General features: G+C 68.8%; 14 protein-coding genes and 1 pseudogene. 5 read left to right on the top strand and 10 right to left on the bottom strand.

Features of this window, described 5'->3' with window-relative positions:
- Nucleotides 1-87 precede the first annotated feature (87 nt).
- The 3 genes from OG858_RS29530 to OG858_RS29520 all read right to left on the bottom strand — a co-directional run bounded on the left by OG858_RS29530 (nt 88) and on the right by OG858_RS29520 (nt 3,852).
- On the bottom strand, nt 88-651 hold the full coding sequence (locus OG858_RS29530) for a hypothetical protein (RefSeq protein ID WP_179201395.1): 564 nt from the start codon (nt 649-651) through the stop codon (nt 88-90).
- Nucleotides 638-1,627, bottom strand: coding sequence for a serine/threonine-protein kinase (locus OG858_RS29525; RefSeq protein WP_086752786.1), 990 nt, complete (start codon nt 1,625-1,627; stop codon nt 638-640). The genes OG858_RS29530 and OG858_RS29525 overlap by 14 nt, the downstream gene beginning before the upstream one ends.
- Nucleotides 1,628-2,025: 398 nt before the next feature.
- Nucleotides 2,026-3,852 (bottom strand): phosphoenolpyruvate carboxykinase (GTP), encoded by a 1,827-nt coding sequence (locus tag OG858_RS29520; protein WP_086748377.1) that lies wholly within the window; start codon nt 3,850-3,852, stop codon nt 2,026-2,028.
- 348 nt (nt 3,853-4,200) lie between these two features.
- Here OG858_RS29520 and trhA point away from each other — a divergent pair, with 348 nt between their 5' ends.
- From trhA to OG858_RS29500, 4 genes and pseudogenes are all read left to right on the top strand, one after another.
- Nucleotides 4,201-4,938 carry a PAQR family membrane homeostasis protein TrhA gene (trhA, locus tag OG858_RS29515; RefSeq protein ID WP_327748429.1) on the top strand — a complete coding sequence of 246 codons (738 nt, stop codon included), beginning with the start codon at nt 4,201-4,203 and terminating at the stop codon, nt 4,936-4,938.
- A 121-nt stretch (nt 4,939-5,059) separates the two neighbouring features.
- Nucleotides 5,060-6,682: pseudogene (locus OG858_RS29510) on the top strand (MFS transporter).
- 4 nt (nt 6,683-6,686) lie between these two features.
- Nucleotides 6,687-7,334 carry a TetR/AcrR family transcriptional regulator gene (locus tag OG858_RS29505; RefSeq protein WP_327748430.1) on the top strand — a complete coding sequence of 216 codons (648 nt, stop codon included), beginning with the start codon at nt 6,687-6,689 and terminating at the stop codon, nt 7,332-7,334.
- Between the two features lie 33 nt (nt 7,335-7,367).
- Complete coding sequence (locus OG858_RS29500; protein WP_086746808.1) at nt 7,368-8,093, top strand: Mut7-C RNAse domain-containing protein; 726 nt, start codon at nt 7,368-7,370, stop codon at nt 8,091-8,093.
- A 168-nt stretch (nt 8,094-8,261) separates the two neighbouring features.
- Here OG858_RS29500 and OG858_RS29495 read toward each other — a convergent pair whose 3' ends face one another.
- Both OG858_RS29495 and OG858_RS29490 read right to left on the bottom strand, forming a co-directional pair.
- A complete protein-coding gene (locus tag OG858_RS29495; RefSeq protein WP_179200804.1) occupies nt 8,262-8,429 on the bottom strand; it encodes a hypothetical protein in 168 nt (55 codons plus the stop codon).
- A 213-nt stretch (nt 8,430-8,642) separates the two neighbouring features.
- Nucleotides 8,643-9,743: a hypothetical protein gene (locus tag OG858_RS29490; RefSeq protein ID WP_327744914.1), complete on the bottom strand. Its 1,101-nt coding sequence runs from the start codon at nt 9,741-9,743 to the stop codon at nt 8,643-8,645.
- A 269-nt stretch (nt 9,744-10,012) separates the two neighbouring features.
- Here OG858_RS29490 and OG858_RS29485 point away from each other — a divergent pair, with 269 nt between their 5' ends.
- Nucleotides 10,013-10,279, top strand: coding sequence for a DUF6959 family protein (locus tag OG858_RS29485; RefSeq protein WP_086746805.1), 267 nt, complete (start codon nt 10,013-10,015; stop codon nt 10,277-10,279).
- Nucleotides 10,280-10,813: 534 nt separating this feature from the next.
- Here the strand turns inward: OG858_RS29485 and OG858_RS29480 are convergent.
- The 5 genes from OG858_RS29480 to OG858_RS29460 form a co-directional block, all read right to left on the bottom strand.
- Nucleotides 10,814-11,248, bottom strand: coding sequence for a VOC family protein (locus OG858_RS29480; RefSeq protein ID WP_086746804.1), 435 nt, complete (start codon nt 11,246-11,248; stop codon nt 10,814-10,816).
- Between the two features lie 255 nt (nt 11,249-11,503).
- Nucleotides 11,504-13,963: a galactose oxidase-like domain-containing protein gene (locus OG858_RS29475; protein ID WP_319268564.1), complete on the bottom strand. Its 2,460-nt coding sequence runs from the start codon at nt 13,961-13,963 to the stop codon at nt 11,504-11,506.
- 11 nt (nt 13,964-13,974) lie between these two features.
- Nucleotides 13,975-15,207 (bottom strand): glycosyltransferase family 2 protein, encoded by a 1,233-nt coding sequence (locus OG858_RS29470; RefSeq protein ID WP_319268546.1) that lies wholly within the window; start codon nt 15,205-15,207, stop codon nt 13,975-13,977.
- The gene (locus tag OG858_RS29465) at nt 15,204-17,000 is read right to left on the bottom strand and encodes an ArnT family glycosyltransferase (RefSeq protein WP_328544266.1); all 1,797 of its coding nucleotides are present in this window, start codon (nt 16,998-17,000) and stop codon (nt 15,204-15,206) included. Before OG858_RS29465 ends, OG858_RS29470 begins: the two co-directional genes overlap by 4 nt.
- A complete protein-coding gene (locus OG858_RS29460) occupies nt 16,997-18,259 on the bottom strand; it encodes a glycosyltransferase (protein ID WP_086746801.1) in 1,263 nt (420 codons plus the stop codon). Before OG858_RS29460 ends, OG858_RS29465 begins: the two co-directional genes overlap by 4 nt.
- Between the last annotated feature and the right edge of the window lie 154 nt (nt 18,260-18,413).

Genomic DNA, 18,413 nt, shown 5'->3' with positions numbered 1-18,413 from the left:
CGGCCCGGCGGCCGGAAGGGTTTGGTGAATTCCGCCGGTGGAGTTACGGCGACTTCCGTCAATTTACGATCAATACGCTTTTCACTTCTACAACTTGAACACCTGATGACAACGACTGAACATCTGTCGCGCCCGATCCACCCAGTCATTGGCCAGCGCGTCGAAGTCCGACTGCGTGATACGGCACGTCAGTGGCAGATCGCAGACTCCGGCCAGACAGGGGCGCGGCCCGCGCACGTCCCACACGGAAAGCATGGGGTTCAGCTGTTCGGTATTCCATGCGTTCGACGCGGCCGCGGCGATGGCGAGCTGGTCCTGCCGCAGGAAATTCCCGTCGGTCGCGAACGCCACGAGAAGTCTCTTGGTGGTCATGAATCTCACCGTGACCGTCCGCCCCGCCTCATGGAGATCGAATCGCAGGGAAACGGAGACGGTGTCGTGGACCGTGTGGTAATTCCGCCGCGCGACCCAGTTCTGCACCAACTGCCGCCAGTGCGTGCCGAGGTCGTATATCTCGGCATTGCCCGCCGGATACGAGTCGCGCCCGGAGTTCCCGGAGTACGAGCCGCGCCCGGAGAAGGAGTCGCGGCCGAGGGAGGAGTCGCGGCCCGGGGAGGAATCCCGGCCGGGGTAGGAGTCAGGCACCGTCACGGACCACCGCCCCGGCGACCATGGCGTCGGTCAGCCCGGCGTCGAGCAGCGCCTGCGCGTGGAGGAGCAGACAGGAGGGGACGGACTCGCTCGTCGTACGGTGCCGGTGGCGCTCCTGCAGTTCCTCGTACCGTACCTCGATGGTCCGGGCCACCTGCGGCGGCGGCCACACCTCGGCGCCGGCGTCCTCCCCCATCAACTGGGCCAGGATCTCTGCGAGTCGGGGCCGGTCCTCGGGGCGCTTGGCCAGACAGCGGGCGATGACGGGCCGCAGTCCCGCCGGTACACCGTCGAGCCGCGGCTCTCCCCGTACGACCTCCACGCGTACGGCTTCCCCGCTGCCGTGCGGTGGGCGGCCGGTGAGCGCGTACACCAGGACCCCGCCCAGTGAGAACACGTCACTCGGCGGGCCGACCCGGTCGCCTCGGATCTGCTCGGGCGACATGAACGGCGGGGTGCCGACGACGACGCCGACGCGGGTGAGGCCGGGGGCGCCGTCGACCCGGGAGATGCCGAAGTCGATGACGCGGGGGCCGTCCTGGGCGAGCAGGACGTTCGCCGGCTTGAGGTCGCGGTGGATCACATGGGCGGCGTGGATGGCCTGCAACGCCTCGACGAGGCCGGCGCCGAGGGGGCGGACCTGGGCCTCGGGGAGGGGGCCGTCGGCGCGGACCGCTTCCGCGAGCGAGGGGCCGGGGACGTACAGGGTGGCCAGCCAGGGGAGTTCGGCCGTCGGGTCGGCGTCGACCACGGCGGCGGTGTAGGCACCGCTGACCACACGGGCGGCGGCGACCTCGCGGGCGAAGCGTTCGCGGAACTCGGGTTCGGAGGCGAGTTCGGGGCGGGCGACCTTGACGGCGACCTCGCGGCCGGCGGGTGAGCGGCCGAGGTAGACCCAGCCCATGCCGCCCGATCCGAGGCGGCCGACTATCTTGTACGGGCCGATCCTCAGGGGGTCACTTACGGGTGTACGCACCCCGTTCACCTCATTTCGGGGTTCGGTGCGGATGTCCCGAGTGTCCCGCGAAATCCGGTGCGCGGCAGCGCTTTTCGCCCCCTCCGCCCCTACCCGTCCCGTCCGAAGGGGCTGTGCCCCTTCGACCCCCGGCTGCGGGTCCGGTGGGGGCTGGTCGCGCAGTTCCCCGCGCCCCTGAAAAAGCAGGGGCTGCGCCCCTTGCTTTTTCGGCCCGCAAGGGCCGTAGGCCCTCAGGGGCGCGGGGAACTGCGCGAGAAGCCCCACCGGACCCGCAGTCGCCACCCCACAGGCACTCCCGGGCTGTCGGGCGCAGCAAGAAATCCGCGACCGGCCGAGGAGACGTCGCTGGTCAGGGCAACCCATATCCGGCCGGTCGCGGAGCAAAAGGGGCAGAGGCGTCAGCCCAGACGGCTCACCAGCGCCCGGTACTCGTCCCAGAGTTCCTTCGGCGTGTGGTCACCGAAGGTGTTGAGGTGTTCGGGGACGAGCGCGGCCTCCTCCCGCCACACCTCCTTGTCGACGGTCAGCAGGAAGTCGAGGTCGGACGAGGAGAGGTCCAGCCCCTCCGTGTCCAGCGCCTGCGACGTCGGGAGGATGCCGATCGGGGTCTCGACCCCCTCCGCCCTGCCGTCCAGCCGGTCCACGATCCACTTCAGGACGCGGCTGTTCTCACCGAAGCCGGGCCAGACGAACTTGCCCGCGTCGTTCTTGCGGAACCAGTTGACGTAGTAGATCTTCGGCAGCTTGGCCTGGTCCTTGCCCTTGGCGACGTCGACCCAGTGGCCCATGTAGTCGCCCATGTTGTAGCCGCAGAAAGGCAGCATCGCGAAGGGGTCGCGGCGCAGCTCACCGACCTTGCCCTCGGCCGCGGCGGTCTTCTCGGACGCCACGTTCGCGCCCAGGAACACCCCGTGGTTCCAGTCGAAGGACTCCGTCACCAGCGGCACCGCCGTGGCCCGGCGGCCACCGAACAGGATCGCCGAGATCGGCACGCCCTTGGGGTTCTCCCACTCGGGCGCGATGATCGGGCACTGGGAGGCGGGGACCGTGAAGCGGGCGTTGGGGTGGGCGGCCGGCGTATCGGTGTCCGGCGTCCAGTCGTTGCCCTTCCAGTCGGTCAGGTGTGCCGGAGTCTCCTCCGTCATCCCCTCCCACCACACGTCGCCGTCGTCCGTCAGCGCCACGTTGGTGAAGACCGAGTTGCCCCACAGCGTCTTCATCGCGTTGGCGTTGGTGTGCTCACCGGTGCCGGGCGCGACGCCGAAGAACCCGGCCTCGGGGTTGATGGCGTAGAGCTGCCCGTCCTCGTCGAAGCGCATCCACGCGATGTCGTCGCCGATCGTCTCGACGGTCCAACCCTTGACGGTCGGCTCCAGCATCGCCAGGTTCGTCTTGCCGCAGGCGGACGGGAAGGCCGCCGCCACGTACTTCGACTCGCCCTGCGGGGGCGTCAGTTTCAGGATCAGCATGTGCTCGGCCAGCCAGCCCTCGTCGCGCGCCATCACCGACGCGATGCGCAGGGCGTAGCACTTCTTGCCGAGCAGCGCGTTGCCGCCGTACCCGGAGCCGTACGACCAGATCTCGCGGCTCTCGGGGAAGTGGGAGATGTACTTGGTGCTGTTGCAGGGCCACGGCACATCGGCCTGGCCGGGCTCCAGCGGGGCGCCGAGGGTGTGCACGGCCTTCACGAAGAAGCCCTCGGAGCCCAGTTCGTCCAGCACCGGCTGTCCCATACGGGTCATCGTGCGCATGGAGACGGCGACGTACGCGGAATCGGTGATCTCCACACCGATCGCGGAGAGCGGCGAGCCGAGCGGTCCCATGCAGAACGGGACGACGTACATCGTGCGACCGCGCATCGCACCGCGGAACAGGCCCTTCTCGCCCTGGAAGAGGTCCCGCATCTCGGCGGGGGCCTTCCAGTGGTTGGTCGGGCCCGCGTCCTCTTCCTTCTCCGAACAGATGAAGGTGCGGTCCTCGACCCGGGCGACATCGGTCGGGTCGGACGCGGCGTAGTACGAGTTCGGGCGCTTGATCGGGTCGAGCTTCCGGAAGGTGCCCTTCTCGACGAGCTCCCCGCACAGGCGCTCGTACTCGGCCTCGGATCCATCGCACCAGACCACGTTGTCCGGCTCGGTCAGTTCGGCGATCTCGTTCACCCACGCCACGAGTTCTCGGTGGGTGGTCGGGACGGTTGAAGGGGGAGCCGCGATGTCGCGCGCCACGATTGCTCCTAAATGAGGGAATTTTTGTTGGAGGCCCCGTGGGGGCTGCGACCCGGATGCTTCGAGGATTGGATCTCTGGGCGCTCATCCGGTGCCGACCACACTCATTTGATCATCCGACGAGAGTGCCCATATGTCCAGAGGGCCTCACAGGTGAGCATCGTGACCATCGCCACTCACCGGTCTTCACCCGAGAGGTTTCCCTGCGTCACCACTGCCTCACCGCGAGTATCAGCGCATGCGCTCGATACCCCATCGAGGGCTCCGCGTGAGACGATGGCCACTTCCGGGGACACGAACAGTCCGCACGGTCCCGTAAGTTACGGCTCCGTAGGTACGATGCAGGACATGACAGCGTCCGTCCCCGATGCGCACCCGGAGACGCCGGCCGACAGCCGCCCTTCCGACGCGCGATCCCTGCCGCATCAGATCGCTCACCAGATCACCGACGAGATCAAGCCCAGACTCCGGGGCTGGCTGCACCTCGGCATGTTCCCGGCCGTGCTCGTCGCAGGCCTGGTGCTCACCGCCCTCGCGGACTCCACACGCGGACGCATCGCCTGCGGGATCTTCACCCTCACGGCCTGCCTGCTGTTCGGTGTGAGCGCGCTGTACCACCGGGGCACCTGGAGCCCGCGCATGGACGGCATCCTGCGCAGACTGGATCACGCCAACATCTTCCTGATCATCGCGGGCTCCTACACCCCGCTGACCATGCTGCTCCTGCCGGGCGCCAAGGGGCAGTGGCTGCTGTGGGGCATCTGGGGTGCGGCACTCGCGGGCATCGCCTTCCGGGTGTTCTGGGTCGGCGCCCCGCGCTGGCTCTACACCCCCTGCTACATCGCGATGGGCTGGGCGGCCGTCTTCTTCCTGCCCGACTTCATGCGCACGGGCGGCATCACCGTCCTCGTCCTGGTCATCGTCGGCGGCCTCCTCTACAGCGTCGGCGGAGTGATCTACGGCCTCAAGCGCCCGGACCCGTCACCTCGCTGGTTCGGCTTCCACGAGGTCTTCCACTCCTTCACCCTCGCCGCGTTCGTCGTGCACTACGTGGGCATCTCGATGGTGGCTTACCAGCACGCGTAACACTCCCCCCACTCCTTCCTGGCCACGGCTCCCGAGCCGTGGCCATTTCCGTACCCCCGGACGCCGAATGAGAGCAGCCATGGATTGACAGTGGGTAGATTTTGAGAGCTACTATCATTTCATGGCTACTGTCACAGAGTCTTCCTCCGTCCGGCCCGACCCCCGCCGCTGGTGGGCCCTCGGCGCCCTCGTCGCGAGCATGCTGGTGCTCGGTTTCGACATGACGATCCTCAACGTGGCGCTGCCGACCATGGCCGAGCAGATCGGCGCGACCACAGGTGAGCAGCTGGGGGTCCCCCCAGGCGTTTAGCACTGGGGGAGGATGGCGGACGCGTACATCGTCGTCTTCGCCGCCCTGATGCTCCCCGCCGGACTGCTCGGCGACCGGTTCGGCCGACGGCGGATGCTGATCGTCGGGCTGGGGATCTTCCTGGCCGGATCGGTCGTCGGCGCACTGGCCCAGGACGTGAACGCGGTCGTCGCAGCCCGCGCCGTGATGGGGATCGGCGCCGCACTGGTCACCCCGCTCGCCCTCTCCGTACTGCCCTCGCTCTTCGCCCCCGACGAGCGCACCAAGGCCGTCGGCATCGTCTCGGCGGGCTCCATGCTCGGCCTGCCGCTCGGCCCGATCATCGGCGGCTGGCTCCTCAACCACTTCTGGTGGGGCTCGGTGTTCCTGATCAACGTCCCGATGGCGGCGATCGGCATCGCCGCCTGCGTCTTCCTGCTGCCCGAGACCCGCGACCCCGCCTCCCCCAGGATCGACACCGTCTCCACCGCGCTCACCGCCGCCGGCCTCGGCTCTCTCATCTACGCGATCATCGAGGCACCCACCCGTGGCTGGGGCGACCCGCTGGTCCTGGGCATGTTCGCCGGCGCGGCGGTCCTCGTCACCGCGCTGGTGCTGCGCGAGCGGCGGTCCGCGCGCCCCATGCTCGACATGGGCCTGCTCGCCCACCGCGGATTCCTCTTCAACGCACTCGCCGCGACCCTCGTCATGTTCGTCCTGTCCGGCCTGATGTTCGTTCTGCCGCCTTACCTCCAGGCCGTCCTCGGCAACGACGCCCTGGGTACCGGCGTACGGCTGCTGCCGCTGATGGGCGGCCTGCTGGTCGGCGCGCGCGTCGCGCAACCCGTCGTCGAACGCTTCGGGTCCCGGTCCGTGGTCAGCGCGGGACTGGTGGTGCTGGCCTTCGCCGCCTTCCTCGGCAGTCGTACGACGGTCGGCTCCGGCTACGGATTCACCGCACTGTGGCTGTCGTTCGCCGGAGCCGGATTCGGGCTCTCGATCGTGCCCGCGATGTCCGGTGCCCTCGGCACCCTGCCCACCGACCGGGCCGGCAGCGGGTCCGGGGTGCTGATGACCCTGAGGCAGGTGGGCGGCGCGATCGGTATCGCCCTGCTCGGCAGTCTGCTCGCGGGCGCCTTCCGGGACCGGCTCGACACCGCCGCGCTGCCTGCGGCAGCGGCCGACACCGCCGGAGACTCGGTGGTCGCGGCCCACCTCGTCGCCGAACGGGCGGGCGCGGCCGATCTCCTGACGTCCGCGAACGCCTCGTACGTCCACGGCATGGGCCTCGTCCTGCTGGTGTGCGGCGCCGCGGCCCTGGTCGCCGCGCTGCTGGCCGCGGCCTTCCTGCCGAGCACGCCGACGGGGCCGGGCGAGCGGATGGACCGGAGCGGGCGAAGCCGCCGGAGCACCGGCCCTGACCTGGCCGCGCCGAAGGCCGATGCCCGACAATGACGGCATGACGGCCGCACGCCCCACCACCCCCGCCACCTCCACGGCCCCCGCCGACCGCCCGCAGCTCGGACTCCGTGAACGGAAGAAGATCAAGACCCGCGAGGCGATCCGCGCCGCGACCTACGCACTGGTCGGGGAACAGGGCTACGACGCCACGACGATCGAGCAGATCGCCGACCGCGCGGAGGTGTCACCGTCGACCGTCTTCCGCTACTTCCCCACCAAGGAGGACATCGTCCTCACCGACGAGTACGACCCGATCCTCCTGGAGGAACTGCGGGCCCGGCCGGCGGACGAACCCTGGCCGGACAGCATCCGTCACGTGATGCGGGAGGCGGTCCGCACGGGCATCGAGGAGGACCTGGAGGTCGCGCGGCTGCGCACCCAGCTGATGGTCCAGGTCCCCGCGGTGCGCTCCCGCATGATGCAGAGCATGTCGGTCACCGGCCGCATGCTCTGCACCGCCATCGGCGAGCGCACCGGCCGGGACCCGGACAGCCTGGAGGTACGGGTCTGGGCGATGTCCCTCATCGGCGGTCTGATGGAGACGTCCCTCTACTGGGCCGAGAACGGCCACCGTGACGACTTCGCCGAACTCGTCGACCGCACCCTGACGACCCTCCAACACGGCCTCCGAACGGAAAACCCCTGAGGCCACCCCACTCCCCCATGCCATCCTGACCAGGTGAAAGCAGCCGAGATCCACGTCGAAGTCGCCCCCGAGCTGGCCCTGTTCGTCCCGCACGCCCGCCGCGAGGGCAGTACCCCGCTGGCCACCGACGGTGTCTCGACGCTGGGCCACGTCATCGAGTCCCTCGGGGTCCCCCTCACCGAGGTGGGCGCGCTCGTCGTGAACGGCCGTGAGGTACCGGTGTCGCACATCCCGGCTGACGGCGAGTCGGTGACCGTACGCCCGGTCCCCCGGCCCCAGCAGGTCCCGGGCGCCCCTCTCCGCTTCCTCCTCGACGTCCACCTCGGCACGCTCGCCCGGCGGCTGCGGCTGCTGGGCGTCGACGCGGCGTACGAGTCGACGGACATCGGCGACCCGGCGCTGGCCACGCGGTCCGCCGCCGAACAGCGGGTGATGCTCAGCCGCGACCGGGGGCTGCTGCGGCGGCGGGAGCTGTGGGCCGGGGCGTACATCTACAGCACGCAGCCGGAGGAGCAACTCCGCGACGTACTGGACCGGTTCGCACCCGAGCTGCGCCCGTGGACGCGGTGCACCGCCTGCAACGGGCTCCTGAAGCCGGCGACGAAGGAGGAGGTCGCGGACCGGCTGGAGGGTGGGACGCAGAAGTCGTACGACGTGTTCGCGCAGTGCGAGGCGTGCGGGCGGGCCTATTGGAAGGGCGCACACCACGAGCAATTGGAAGCGATCGTCCGGGAGGCGTTGAGGATGCGCACAGGCTGATTCGTCAGCCGGACACCCGAGCGCCGCTGACGGTCGGTGCTACTCGCGGCTACCGGGTGACTGTGGTTGCTCGCGTGGTTCCCCGCGTTCCACTACCTCTTGGCCTCCACGGTCGAAGACATCACGCCGACAGTCGGATCAGGCAGCACAGTGTGTGTTCGCGCCCTGTCAGCCGGGCGACGACTTCGAGCCCATCCAGACACCCAGGATTCCTCCCAGCGCGGGCCCGGCCCACAGCGCGATCGCGACAGGCACTGTCAAAGGCAACTCCAAGCCCAGGACGGCGCCGAGCAATGCGCACAGCCACAACACCTGCAACACCACGGCGAAAGCCACCCTGCGCCGCGGACTCCACTCCCGTATGGCCGTCAGCGCGCGCACAACACCTCTCACTTCTCCAGTCGATACGACACAGCGCATCTGACACTGGCCGAAGGGTACGACCAGACATCGGCGCCACCCGGACGGCCCGGCCCGATGGTGGCGGATCAGCCATCAGCCGGCCCCCTGCTGTTCCCCGCTCGGTCTTCTGATTCCTGCAACCGCCGCTCACGACCGGGTGGCAGTCCCGCACCCCGCATCGCCGGCCTCCCGCATGCGCGTCTCCATCGACGTGCTCCGGTCGTACGGGTCGACCTCGGGGCCGTCTGCCGGGGACGAAGTCGCGCGCTCTGCGCCGAACGTGGGGGTGAAGTAGCCGGTGAGGTTGTCGCAGCCTCCGTTGGTGCTGTCCACCTTGTAGGAGACGAGGGAGAACGTACCCGGCTCGATGACGATCTTCGCCGGGTCGTCCCAGCTCATCACGACCTCGCGGCGCACGATCGTGCGCGCGACTTCGTCGCTTCCCGCCGCAGCGCGTACGGCCGGATATACGTACGTGACATCGGTGGTCACCTCGACCGCACCGCGCTCACCTTCTCGGTACGTGATTCGCCCCCGTGTCTTGACCACATCCCCGACAAGCCGGACCTTCGTCGTCCTGAACCGGCTGAACAGCAGCAGAGGATCGTTCTCCCGGCTGGGCGCACGGAACGCGGTCGCCAGGTAGTCCTGGACATCCTGCTGATGAGGATTGATCAACGCGATCGCCTTCCTCGGCCGCTCCCCACGCAGCACACCAGGATCCAGACTGGACGCGGCGAGGAAGTCCCGGGTCTTCTCGAGCGCCTGCGCGACCTGCCCCTTGCTCATCCAGCCGGTCGCCCGTGCCTCGGGCAGGCCGACCCCAGCCGTCCCGTCACCCCACTGAGCCGCGGGCGACCCCCTGAACGGCTGCTCCATGGTCGGATCACCGGCTGCCGCCTCCGTCGGCGGCGGTTGATCCGGACGCTTCGACTCCACGGCGAGCGGCGCACTCTCGCCGCCTCCACCTCCGAACCAGCCGGCCACCCGCCCCGGATCCAGCGCCACGACCAGCAGGGCGACCGCGACCAGCAGACCGATCACGTACCAGCCCTTGCCTCCTTGCCGCCGGGCCGGTTGATGACTCCGCCACGGCTCCGGCCGACCGGACTCCTCCTGCAGCCGCCGCGCCACCATCCGGGCCCGCGCCGACGGCTCCTCGGGCGCGTCCTTGGTCCCCGCCTCGGCTTCACGAAGGAAGCGCTCCCACTCGTCGTCCGGTATGGACTCCCCGCCCTTGTCCCCCATGGGCCCCGCCCTTCCCAGGTACCCGACCCCTCCCCAGGGCCAGTCAGCTTTTGTGCATCATCACACAGCTCAACCTGGCTCCCTGATCGCCCCCGACGGATCCCGGGGGCTCCGTGCCGTTGCACCGAACTGAGCACCGCTTCAGGAGTTCGATCACGCGACTCTCCCACGGCCCCCACGGTCCTACCGACATGGCGTGCGTGATCACTCAAGGGCGCCTGCGTGCACCATCGTTGATGTCAACCGGTGATGTCGGGTTGGATGGTCCGATGAAGCATATCGAGGCCGAGTTGTTCACAGATGGTGGCAACGACGCCGTGGTTCGCCTGCCCGGCAGACGGTTTCCCGGGGTCCTGGTGCAGGGCGACTCCCTTCGCATCCTCCGCAGTGACGTGGCCGAGGTGGTGGAGGCGTGCGAGCGAGGCGATCTGGAGGAAGCTCGGGACTCTGCCGGCCTTCTACTGACAAACCTGGATGCTCTGCTGGCGCGGTACGAGGCTGCGTTGGGCGAGCACGAGATTCAGCGGCCGTATTGAGCTGTCGATCCATGGTCGCGTCCCACGAGGTGGTGTAGCCGATCAACGGATCGGAACTCGCAGGTCACGCGCGGTGCTTCGACCGGCTGAGGTACTCCCGGCGCCTGACCGGGCCACTTCGCGTGCCGCGCCACCGGTGAGATCATCGCGAGCCAGGTACCGGAAGGCGAAGCGCATGATCGCTTACACCACGTCGCGGGACGCGACCCGGGCCATCAGCTTGGGAGGTTGGGAAGCTGCGATCATTCGGGGCCGGTCAACGTGCCGAACTGGGCGGATGAAGGGGGTACGGGCCTCCTCGGGTCCGGCGGCTCGTACCGCGGCTCCCCGCTGTTGCCCACCCGATCCGGTGCGCTTGTGGTGCGTCTCGTCTCGCTCTCGCCCTGATCGACAGCCTCTTGGCCGCCGGGCCCGGCATACCGCTTCACGCGTGACTCGCTGCCGCCCCCGCCCGAGTACGACGTGCGCCGGCCGGACTCCATGGCGGTCGCACTCTCATCGGGGTCCGGCATCGACACCGCCCTCGGAACACGGTCAGTCGAGACAGAACTCGTTGCCCTCGATGTCCTGCATCAGGATGCACGACTCGTTGTAGTCGTCGGCACGCAGCACTCGCACGCATGTCGCGCCGAGCGCGACCAGTCGTGCGCACTCGGCTTCGAGCGTGGCGAGGCGTTCTTCGCCCACGAGCCCGGTGCCGGCTCGCACGTCGAGATGCACCCGGTTCTTGACGACCTTGCCTTCGGGGACGCGCTGGAAGTACAGGCGCGGGCCCACGCCTGAGGGATCACCGCAGGCGAACGCCGCACCCCGCCGCTCAGCCGGCAGAGAGCGATCGAAATCGTCCCACGTGGCGAACCCCTCCGGTGGTGGCGGTACGACGTACCCCAGCACCTCGCACCAGAAGCGAGCGACGCGCTCGGGTTCCGCGCAGTCGAAGGTGACTTGGACCTGCTTGATCGACGACATCGGCGCACCATAGCAGGGGACTCCGCCGCTCATTTCCCGGTGGGAATACGCGTGTTGCAGGGGCGAAGGCCCCCTGCCGGCGGCTGCTGTGCCGTGCGGTCGGCGGGGGAGGCGAACCGATGTCGATGCCTCCAAGGGGGGGTTGCCTTGCCCGCCGTTCCGGACCGGACCGCGGCCCCGCACCCGGCAGCTGTCGCCGGGTGCGGGGCCGCTTTCCCACGGTGTACCTCTCAGGTCGTGCCGTGCGTGCGCATCTCAGCGGCGCTTCACATCCGCCTTTCCACAGGCCGACCCGTCCCTGTTCCGGTCCAGCTTCAACGGGTCGTCCTTGCCGTTGACCTTCAGGCGGCCGTAGTCGTTCTCCTTCAGCCACTCGCAGCGGGACGCCGTCGTCTTCTCTACCTCGTCCGGGAACGTGGTCGGGACGCAGACGTTCGCCGTGCCGTAGTGGCGGTCGCAGCCGGAGATCGTCGGGCTGACCTTCTTCGACTTGGTCTTCTTCCGGGGGCCGGTGGTCTTGCCCCTCGGGGCGTCCGCGAAGTCGTGGACGTGGGCCGAGGGGGCTTCGCCGGAGGCCTGGGCCAAGGCGGTCGGGCCCTGGAGGTGGACCCATTCCGCCACCGACGGGACGCCGTTGGCGTCGACCGCGAAGAGCATGTACCAGCCGGGCGGGGCCAGGTTGGGGTTGCTCGTCACGTTCAGGTCGATGTTGTTGCCGTCGACCGAGAGCGGTAGGTCCACGAAGCGCTGGTTCGGGTCGGACGAGTGGGTCACCGCTGCGGGGCGGATCAGTTCCGCCTTCGCGATCGGGCGGTCCACCGTGATGCGCTGCGTGTCGCCGTAGACCCACTCCTTGTCGATCACCGACGTGATCTTCGGGCGGGCACCCTTCAGCAGATACGGCGGGGTGTAGATCGACACGTCGTGGTTCCACGTGCCGTTGCCCGGGTTGTCGCCCGTGGTCATGACGCGGCCGTCGGGGAGGAGGAAGGCCGAGGAGTGGTAGCCGCGCTCCTCCGGATCGGTCGCCACCGGGTCGAACGCGTTGGTCGCCGGGTCGTAGATCGACGTCTCGAACACCGGGTCGGCGCGGTTGTGCAGGGCGCCGCCCGTCTCCAGGACCTTGCCGTCGGGGAGGAGAACCGCGGAGACGTACATCTTGCCCTGGGTGCCCGTCTGGGCGACCTTCCCGTTGCCCAGGTCCACCGTGCCCTGCGGGATCGGCGGACCGGCGACGTACGCCGGGTTCGCGGCCTTCAGGTCGATGACGTCGGTGAGACGGTTGGCGTCGGGGTTGGACTCGATGTTGCCGCCGCCGATCGTCAGGACCTTCTGGTCCTGGGCGGGGGGCAGCAGCACGCTCGCGGACTGGTCGCGCTCGTCCTTCCGCTGCAGGCCCGGGATCTGGGTGATCGTGTTGGCGCCGTAGTCGTAGATGGCGCTGCCCGTGCCGGGGATGTTGTTGCCGAAGACATGGCTGCCGGAGTAGAAGAGGCGGCCGTCCTGCATGAGGATCATCGACGGGTACAGGCCCCAGTACGACCAGGTCTGGTTGACCTTCCAGAGTTCGAGCCACTTCTGCTCGGCGTCCGACCACAGCTCGGCCGTCACCGAACCGGTGGAGTCCTCGCGCAGACCGCCGAACGAGATGACGTCACCGTTGCCGAGGATCGTCGCCGACGGATACCAGTGGCCGTCGTTCATGTCGTTGGTCTTGCTGTAGGTCTCGGTGACCGGATCGAAGATGTACGAGTCCTTGTAGCCCTCGTAGCCGTGCCCGCCCACCACCGGGTACGCCTTGTTGCCGCTCATCACCAGCACACGTCCGTCGTCCAGTTGGACGTGGCCGGCGCAGAACATGTCGTCGGGCGTGGGGATCTGCTTGTACGTGCCGTTCACCGGGTCGTAGACCGCGCTGGTGAAGGTGCCCGCCTCGAACATCTCCTCGCTGTTGCCGGAGCCGGCGATCAGCAGCACCTTGCCGTTGTTGAGGACGACGGAGTGCATGGAGCGGACGGGGTTCTGGGTGGGCAGCACGTCCCAGCGGCCGTTCTGGCACTCGTCGGGCGTGCCCGTGCAATCGGGTTCGGGGACGGGGTCGGCGACCTGGTCCATCGTGTAGTCGTCGGTGGTGACGGAGCCGGTGCCGTAGACGGAGACACCCCAGGTGATCCGGTCGGTGCCCGCCGGGATCTCGGGGGTGCGGACCGTCGCCTCGGTCCAGCTCCCGGCCATGTCCAGCGTCTTGAGGTCGGTCCAGTACTGCCAGCCGGCCGTGGTGTCGTGCCGGAACAGGGTGACGGACGTGTCCGGGGTCGTCGACTTGTACCAGAGGGCCAGGTCGTACTGCTTGCCCACCGTGACGGAGGGCGCGCAGGCCGCCGACTCGGTGATCAGGGCCTTGCGGTCGCCGGAGACCCGGCGGGTCAGCTCGACCTTCATGGCCTTGGTGCCGGAGTGGGCGCCCGCCACCGTGGTGAACGTGAAGTCGTTGTCGCCCCAGCCGGACTTCTCCCAGCAGTACGGCATGCCGTCACTGCCGGCGGTCTCGAAGCCGGGGTTCTGGATGAGGTTGGCGGCGGACGCGGACTGGGGTGAGACCAGCAGAAGGCCGGCGGCAAGTGCTCCGACCGCCAGCAGGGCTGTTCTTCGTCTGGGTCTGTGGTTGGGGTTGGGGCTGATCCGGATCTTCAAGCCGCTCTTCAGGCGGCTCATCAGGTGGTTCCTCACACGGCTCTCCTTGCCGGCTCGACCTGCTCCTGCTCCTGCTCGCCGTGCTCCCCACGGCGAGACGCCTTTCGCGGCAGATAGACCAGCGCCTCGGTCCCCACGAAGCGCAGCACGAACGTCGTCACCAGGGCGAGCGCGGTCGCGGACAGCGCCCCCATCCCGAACCTGCCGACGAACAGCGCGATCAGCGGGATGCGCAGCACCAGATCGGCGTTGGCGAGCAACGCGAACCGGCCGATGCGGTCCCACCCCTTGCGGTGTCTGCGCCGCTCACGGAAGCACAGGTGCTCGATGAGGAAGAAGTTCCAGACCACTCCGAGCTGGTTGGCGAGGATCTCGGCGGGGACGTAGTGCATGCCGGCCGAGGTGAGGGCGTAGAGGCCCGCCAGGTTCGGCAGGAAGCCGGTGACACCGATCAGCCCGAAGACCAGCATGCGGGCCGGCGGAGAGGCGGTGCGCAGCCCGACGAGGTGGCGCAGGAACCTGAAGCCCTCCTGCGCGGTCGACTTGGACTCGCCGGCGTACCGGTCCTGGAAGACGAACGGCACCTCCGTGACCTGCCGCGGGCGGCTGCGCACGGCGAGTTCGAGGAGGATCTTGTAGCCGAGCGGCTGGAGGATGTCGGCGGTGACCGCGCTGCGGCGGATCGCGAAGAAGCCGCTCATCGGGTCGCTGATGCCGTGCAGCCTGCGGGGGAAGAGGGACTTGGTGAGCCAGGTCGCCCCGCGTGAGACGGCCACCCGGTAGCTGCCCGCGAGCCCGGCCCGGCTGCCGCCCTTGATGTAACGGGAGGCGACCACCAGACCCGCCGACGACCGCTCCCCGGTCGCCACCAGCTCCGGTACCAGCGACGGCGGATGCTGCAGGTCGCCGTCCATGACGACGATCCAGTCGGACGTTGCCGCCTTGATGCCCTCGACGACCGCGCCGCCGAGTCCGCCGACCGGTTCGTCGCGATGCAGCACGGTCACCGGGAAGGGGCAGTCCTGCGCCGCCTCGTTGATCACCTCGGGGGTGTCGTCGGTGGAGTCGTCCACGAAGACGACCTCGCAGGGCAGCCGGGACGGCACGGTCTCGGTGATCCGGTGCAGCAACTCCCGTACGTTGGCCGACTCGTTGAAGGTCGGTACGACGATGGTGACGGCACCGGGCTCGGGAATCTCGGCACCGCGCACGGCTGGGTCGCCGAGTTCTTCGGGGGCGGTGGACTCGTAGCTTCCGCTGTTCATCGGTCGCCTCCAGCGGCCTCGGTCTCGCGGATGCGGCCGCCGTCGTCGGCCGCCTCGGTCTCACGCCCCGGGTCGTCGCGGGCCGCCTCGGTCTCACGCGCCCGGCCGTCGCCGGCCGCGTCGATCCTGCGGATCTCGATCCGGTCCTCGCCGGTGCCGAAGGTGGCGACCGGCGTGGAGTTCTCCATCGCGTCCCTGACGTTGGGCAGGTCGACCGCGTCGCGCCGTACGGTCGGGGAGGCGACCACGTAGTCGAGGTCGCGCCAGCCGCGCGGCATCGTCTTCGTCACCGCCGGGTCGAGGTCGGCCTTGTAGAACCAGATGACGCCGAGCCCTGGCTCGTACCCCTCATGGACGAGGTCGAGCCAGAGCGCGTCGTCCACGAGGACACGGGTGCCCGCGGGATCGTCGACCTCACTGCCGAGCCACTCGGCGGCCTTCTGGTAGGGCGCGTTGGCGTTGAACGTCATCGCGGTGTGGTTGCCGTCGTACCAGCGGGGGACGACGTACACCGCCGCGGCGGCGGCCAGGGCGACGGCGACCGTGTGGCGCGCCCAGGTCAGTGGCCACTTCTCCGTCGTGCTCCGCCATCTGCGCAGGACACCGTGCGTGACGCTCGCCGTGCCGCCCGCGAGGACGAGCGCGAGGAAGGGCAGGGCCTGCAGGACGTACATCGCTGGCAGATAGCCGGGGCGCAGGGCCATTCCGGCGAGGATCGCGACGGCGAGCGCGGGTCCGGCGAGGGCTCGCGCGGTCACCGACCACCGCCAGGTGACCAGGAGCAGCAGCGCGCCGGCGAGTCCGCCGAGGGGCAGGACGCGGTCGTAGTACAGCCAGGACTGAAGGACACCGTACGAGCCGGTGCCCTCGGTGAGGATGAAGCCGGAGCCGGGGCGGCTCATCTGGTAGACGATGCCGTCCCACAGCGACACATGGCCGGCGCCGGGGAACAACTCACCCTTGAGCAGGGCGAACAGCGGGTACGAGACGCCGATCAGGGTGCAGGCGGTGACAGCGCCGGTGATGGCGAACTTCCGGGTGTCCCGGTGGCTGTGCCGCCACATGGTGAGCAGCACGGCGGGCAGGACGAGGAGCATCGTCTCCTTGGTGAGCACGGCCGCGGCGGCGGCCAGCCCCGCGCCGAAGTGGTGCCAGAGGTGACGGTTCGGTGAGGCGGCGAGGCAGAACGCGAGCAGCGTCCACATCACCGCGATGTTGTCGAGGAAGATCTCCCGCTGGAGCACCACCGACAGCGGGGACAGACCGAAGAGGATCATGCCGAGGCCGGCGGCCCAGCGGGGCAGCGAGAGGCGGCGGCCGAGGACGTAGACGAGGACGGCGCTGACCGCGCTGATCCCCAGCATCACCACGCGCATCGAGCCGACGGTCATCGACTCGGGGGCGAGCTGGGCGGGGATCCAGGTCAGGACGGCGAGCTGGATCCAGCCGAGGGGCGGGTGGTCGTACCAGTAGGTGTAGTGGGCGAGCCCTCTGCCCTCCTGCACGGCCCAGGCCTGCGCGAGGTAGGTGCCCTCGTCGTCGCTGAGGGTCGGGTAGTCGGCGATGTTCCACCCCTGCACGATCATGATCGCGACGAGGAGGAGACCGCAGAGGATCAGGTCGGGGCGCGAGTCGCGCAGCCGCTTCGGTGAAGGCGAAGGCGAAGGCGAAGGCGAAGAGGAAGGGGAAACGGAGGCGGGCGTTCGACTGGTCGAACCGGCTGCAGGCGCAGCTGTCCGCTGCGCGGGGACCTCGACTTCGGTCTGGGTCGCCGCGGGAAGGGTGGAGGTCACGCAGGAACGTCCTCTCGGTTGACGTTCGCGAGATGTGCGCCGACGTGACTGGTCAACTCCCAGTCGTTGCGGCCGCGTTGCTCGCGCCACACCGCGCGTACGGCGGCGAAGGCGAGAAGCACCTGATAGAAGGGGCCGCCCACGATCAGCTTGGCGTAGTGGGCGAACCGGACACGCAGGCCGTACTGCTTGCCGAAGTCGTGCAGCCCGACGACCTCGAACACGAAGGTGACGAGGGCGGTGACGGCCGGCAGGAAGGTGATGAAGGCGACGCCGACGGGGACGTCGAGGAAGAGCGCGACGGCCACGTTGAGCGGGATGATCACCCCGGAGAAGGCCTGGAGATACGGCGTCATCAGCGTGTAGCGAGCCAGCAACCGCTGCCGGAATCCGGGCAGTTGCTTCCAGTCCCTCTTCCGGTAGACCTGGAGGAAGCCCTGGTTCCAGCGGGTGCGCTGCTTCATCAGGGACATCAGGCTGCCGGGGGTCTCCTCCCGGGTCACCATGTCGGAGTCGTAGGCGACGACGACCTTCTTGCCGACGCTCGACAGCCGTACGCCCAGGTCGCAGTCCTCGGCAAGGCAGTTGGGGTCCCAGCCGTCGGCTTCCCGCAGGACGTGGGTCCGCACGAAGACGGTGTTGCCGCCGAGCGGGATGAACCCTTTCTGCGCGTGCAGGTGCAGCCGGGAGCGGAACCAGAAGAAGTACTCCAGGCAGTTGCGCAGGCTGTACCAGCTGGAGTGGAAGTTGATGAGCTGCACCCCGCCCTGCACGACGTCCGCGCCCGTGGTGCGGAAGGCGTGGTCGACGTGGGACAGCAGTTCGGGATGGACCTGGTCCTCGGCGTCGAAGACTCCGACGACATCGCCGCGGCAGTGCGGCAGCGCCGTGTTCATGGCCTTCGGCTTGTTCTTCTTCTCGTGGTGGTCGACCACCACGCGGACCCGCGGGTCGCGCTCCTCGGCCGCCCGGGCCACCGCGGTGGTCTCCGGGTCGTCGTGCCCGACGATCACGATGATCTCGAAGTCGTCGTGGCTGGATTCAAGTAGTCGCTGGATGGTGTGGTCCAGCACGGCCTGTTCATGGCGTGCTGGCAACAGCAGTGAGAACGAGACATGTTCGTCGCCGTCCGGTCTGCTGAACCGGGTGGAGGCGAGCACTTCGGGCGTGCGCCACGCGTGCATCTGCCACCACAGAGTGAAAGCCGCCATCCAGAACAAGGCAACCGAGACGACGGCTATGAAGACAGACGTGACCAAGATAGATCCCCCCGGATCCCCAATACCCCCTGCCACGACGGGATTTACCTCCGTCGCGTCACTGTGAGGAGACTAGGGGGAAACTGTGAACCCTGGGAGCCCTTCCGATAAAAAGCGTGTTTCCGTTCGAGGGAACATGTAATCGGATGTGTCA

This window comes from Streptomyces europaeiscabiei, from assembly GCF_036346855.1.
Lineage (GTDB): Bacteria > Actinomycetota > Actinomycetes > Streptomycetales > Streptomycetaceae > Streptomyces > Streptomyces europaeiscabiei.
This window is presented reverse-complemented; position numbering and strand designations above follow the sequence as displayed.

Coding starts and splice junctions, on each gene's coding strand:
- trhA (WP_327748429.1), top strand. CDS start 4,201: ATGACAGCGTCCGTCCCCGATGCGCACCCGGAGACGCCGGCCGACAGC.
- OG858_RS29475 (WP_319268564.1), bottom strand. CDS start 13,963: ATGAGCCGCCTGAAGAGCGGCTTGAAGATCCGGATCAGCCCCAACCCC.
- OG858_RS29470 (WP_319268546.1), bottom strand. CDS start 15,207: ATGAACAGCGGAAGCTACGAGTCCACCGCCCCCGAAGAACTCGGCGAC.
- OG858_RS29480 (WP_086746804.1), bottom strand. CDS start 11,248: ATGTCGTCGATCAAGCAGGTCCAAGTCACCTTCGACTGCGCGGAACCC.
- OG858_RS29505 (WP_327748430.1), top strand. CDS start 6,687: ATGACGGCCGCACGCCCCACCACCCCCGCCACCTCCACGGCCCCCGCC.
- OG858_RS29490 (WP_327744914.1), bottom strand. CDS start 9,743: ATGGGGGACAAGGGCGGGGAGTCCATACCGGACGACGAGTGGGAGCGC.
- OG858_RS29485 (WP_086746805.1), top strand. CDS start 10,013: ATGAAGCATATCGAGGCCGAGTTGTTCACAGATGGTGGCAACGACGCC.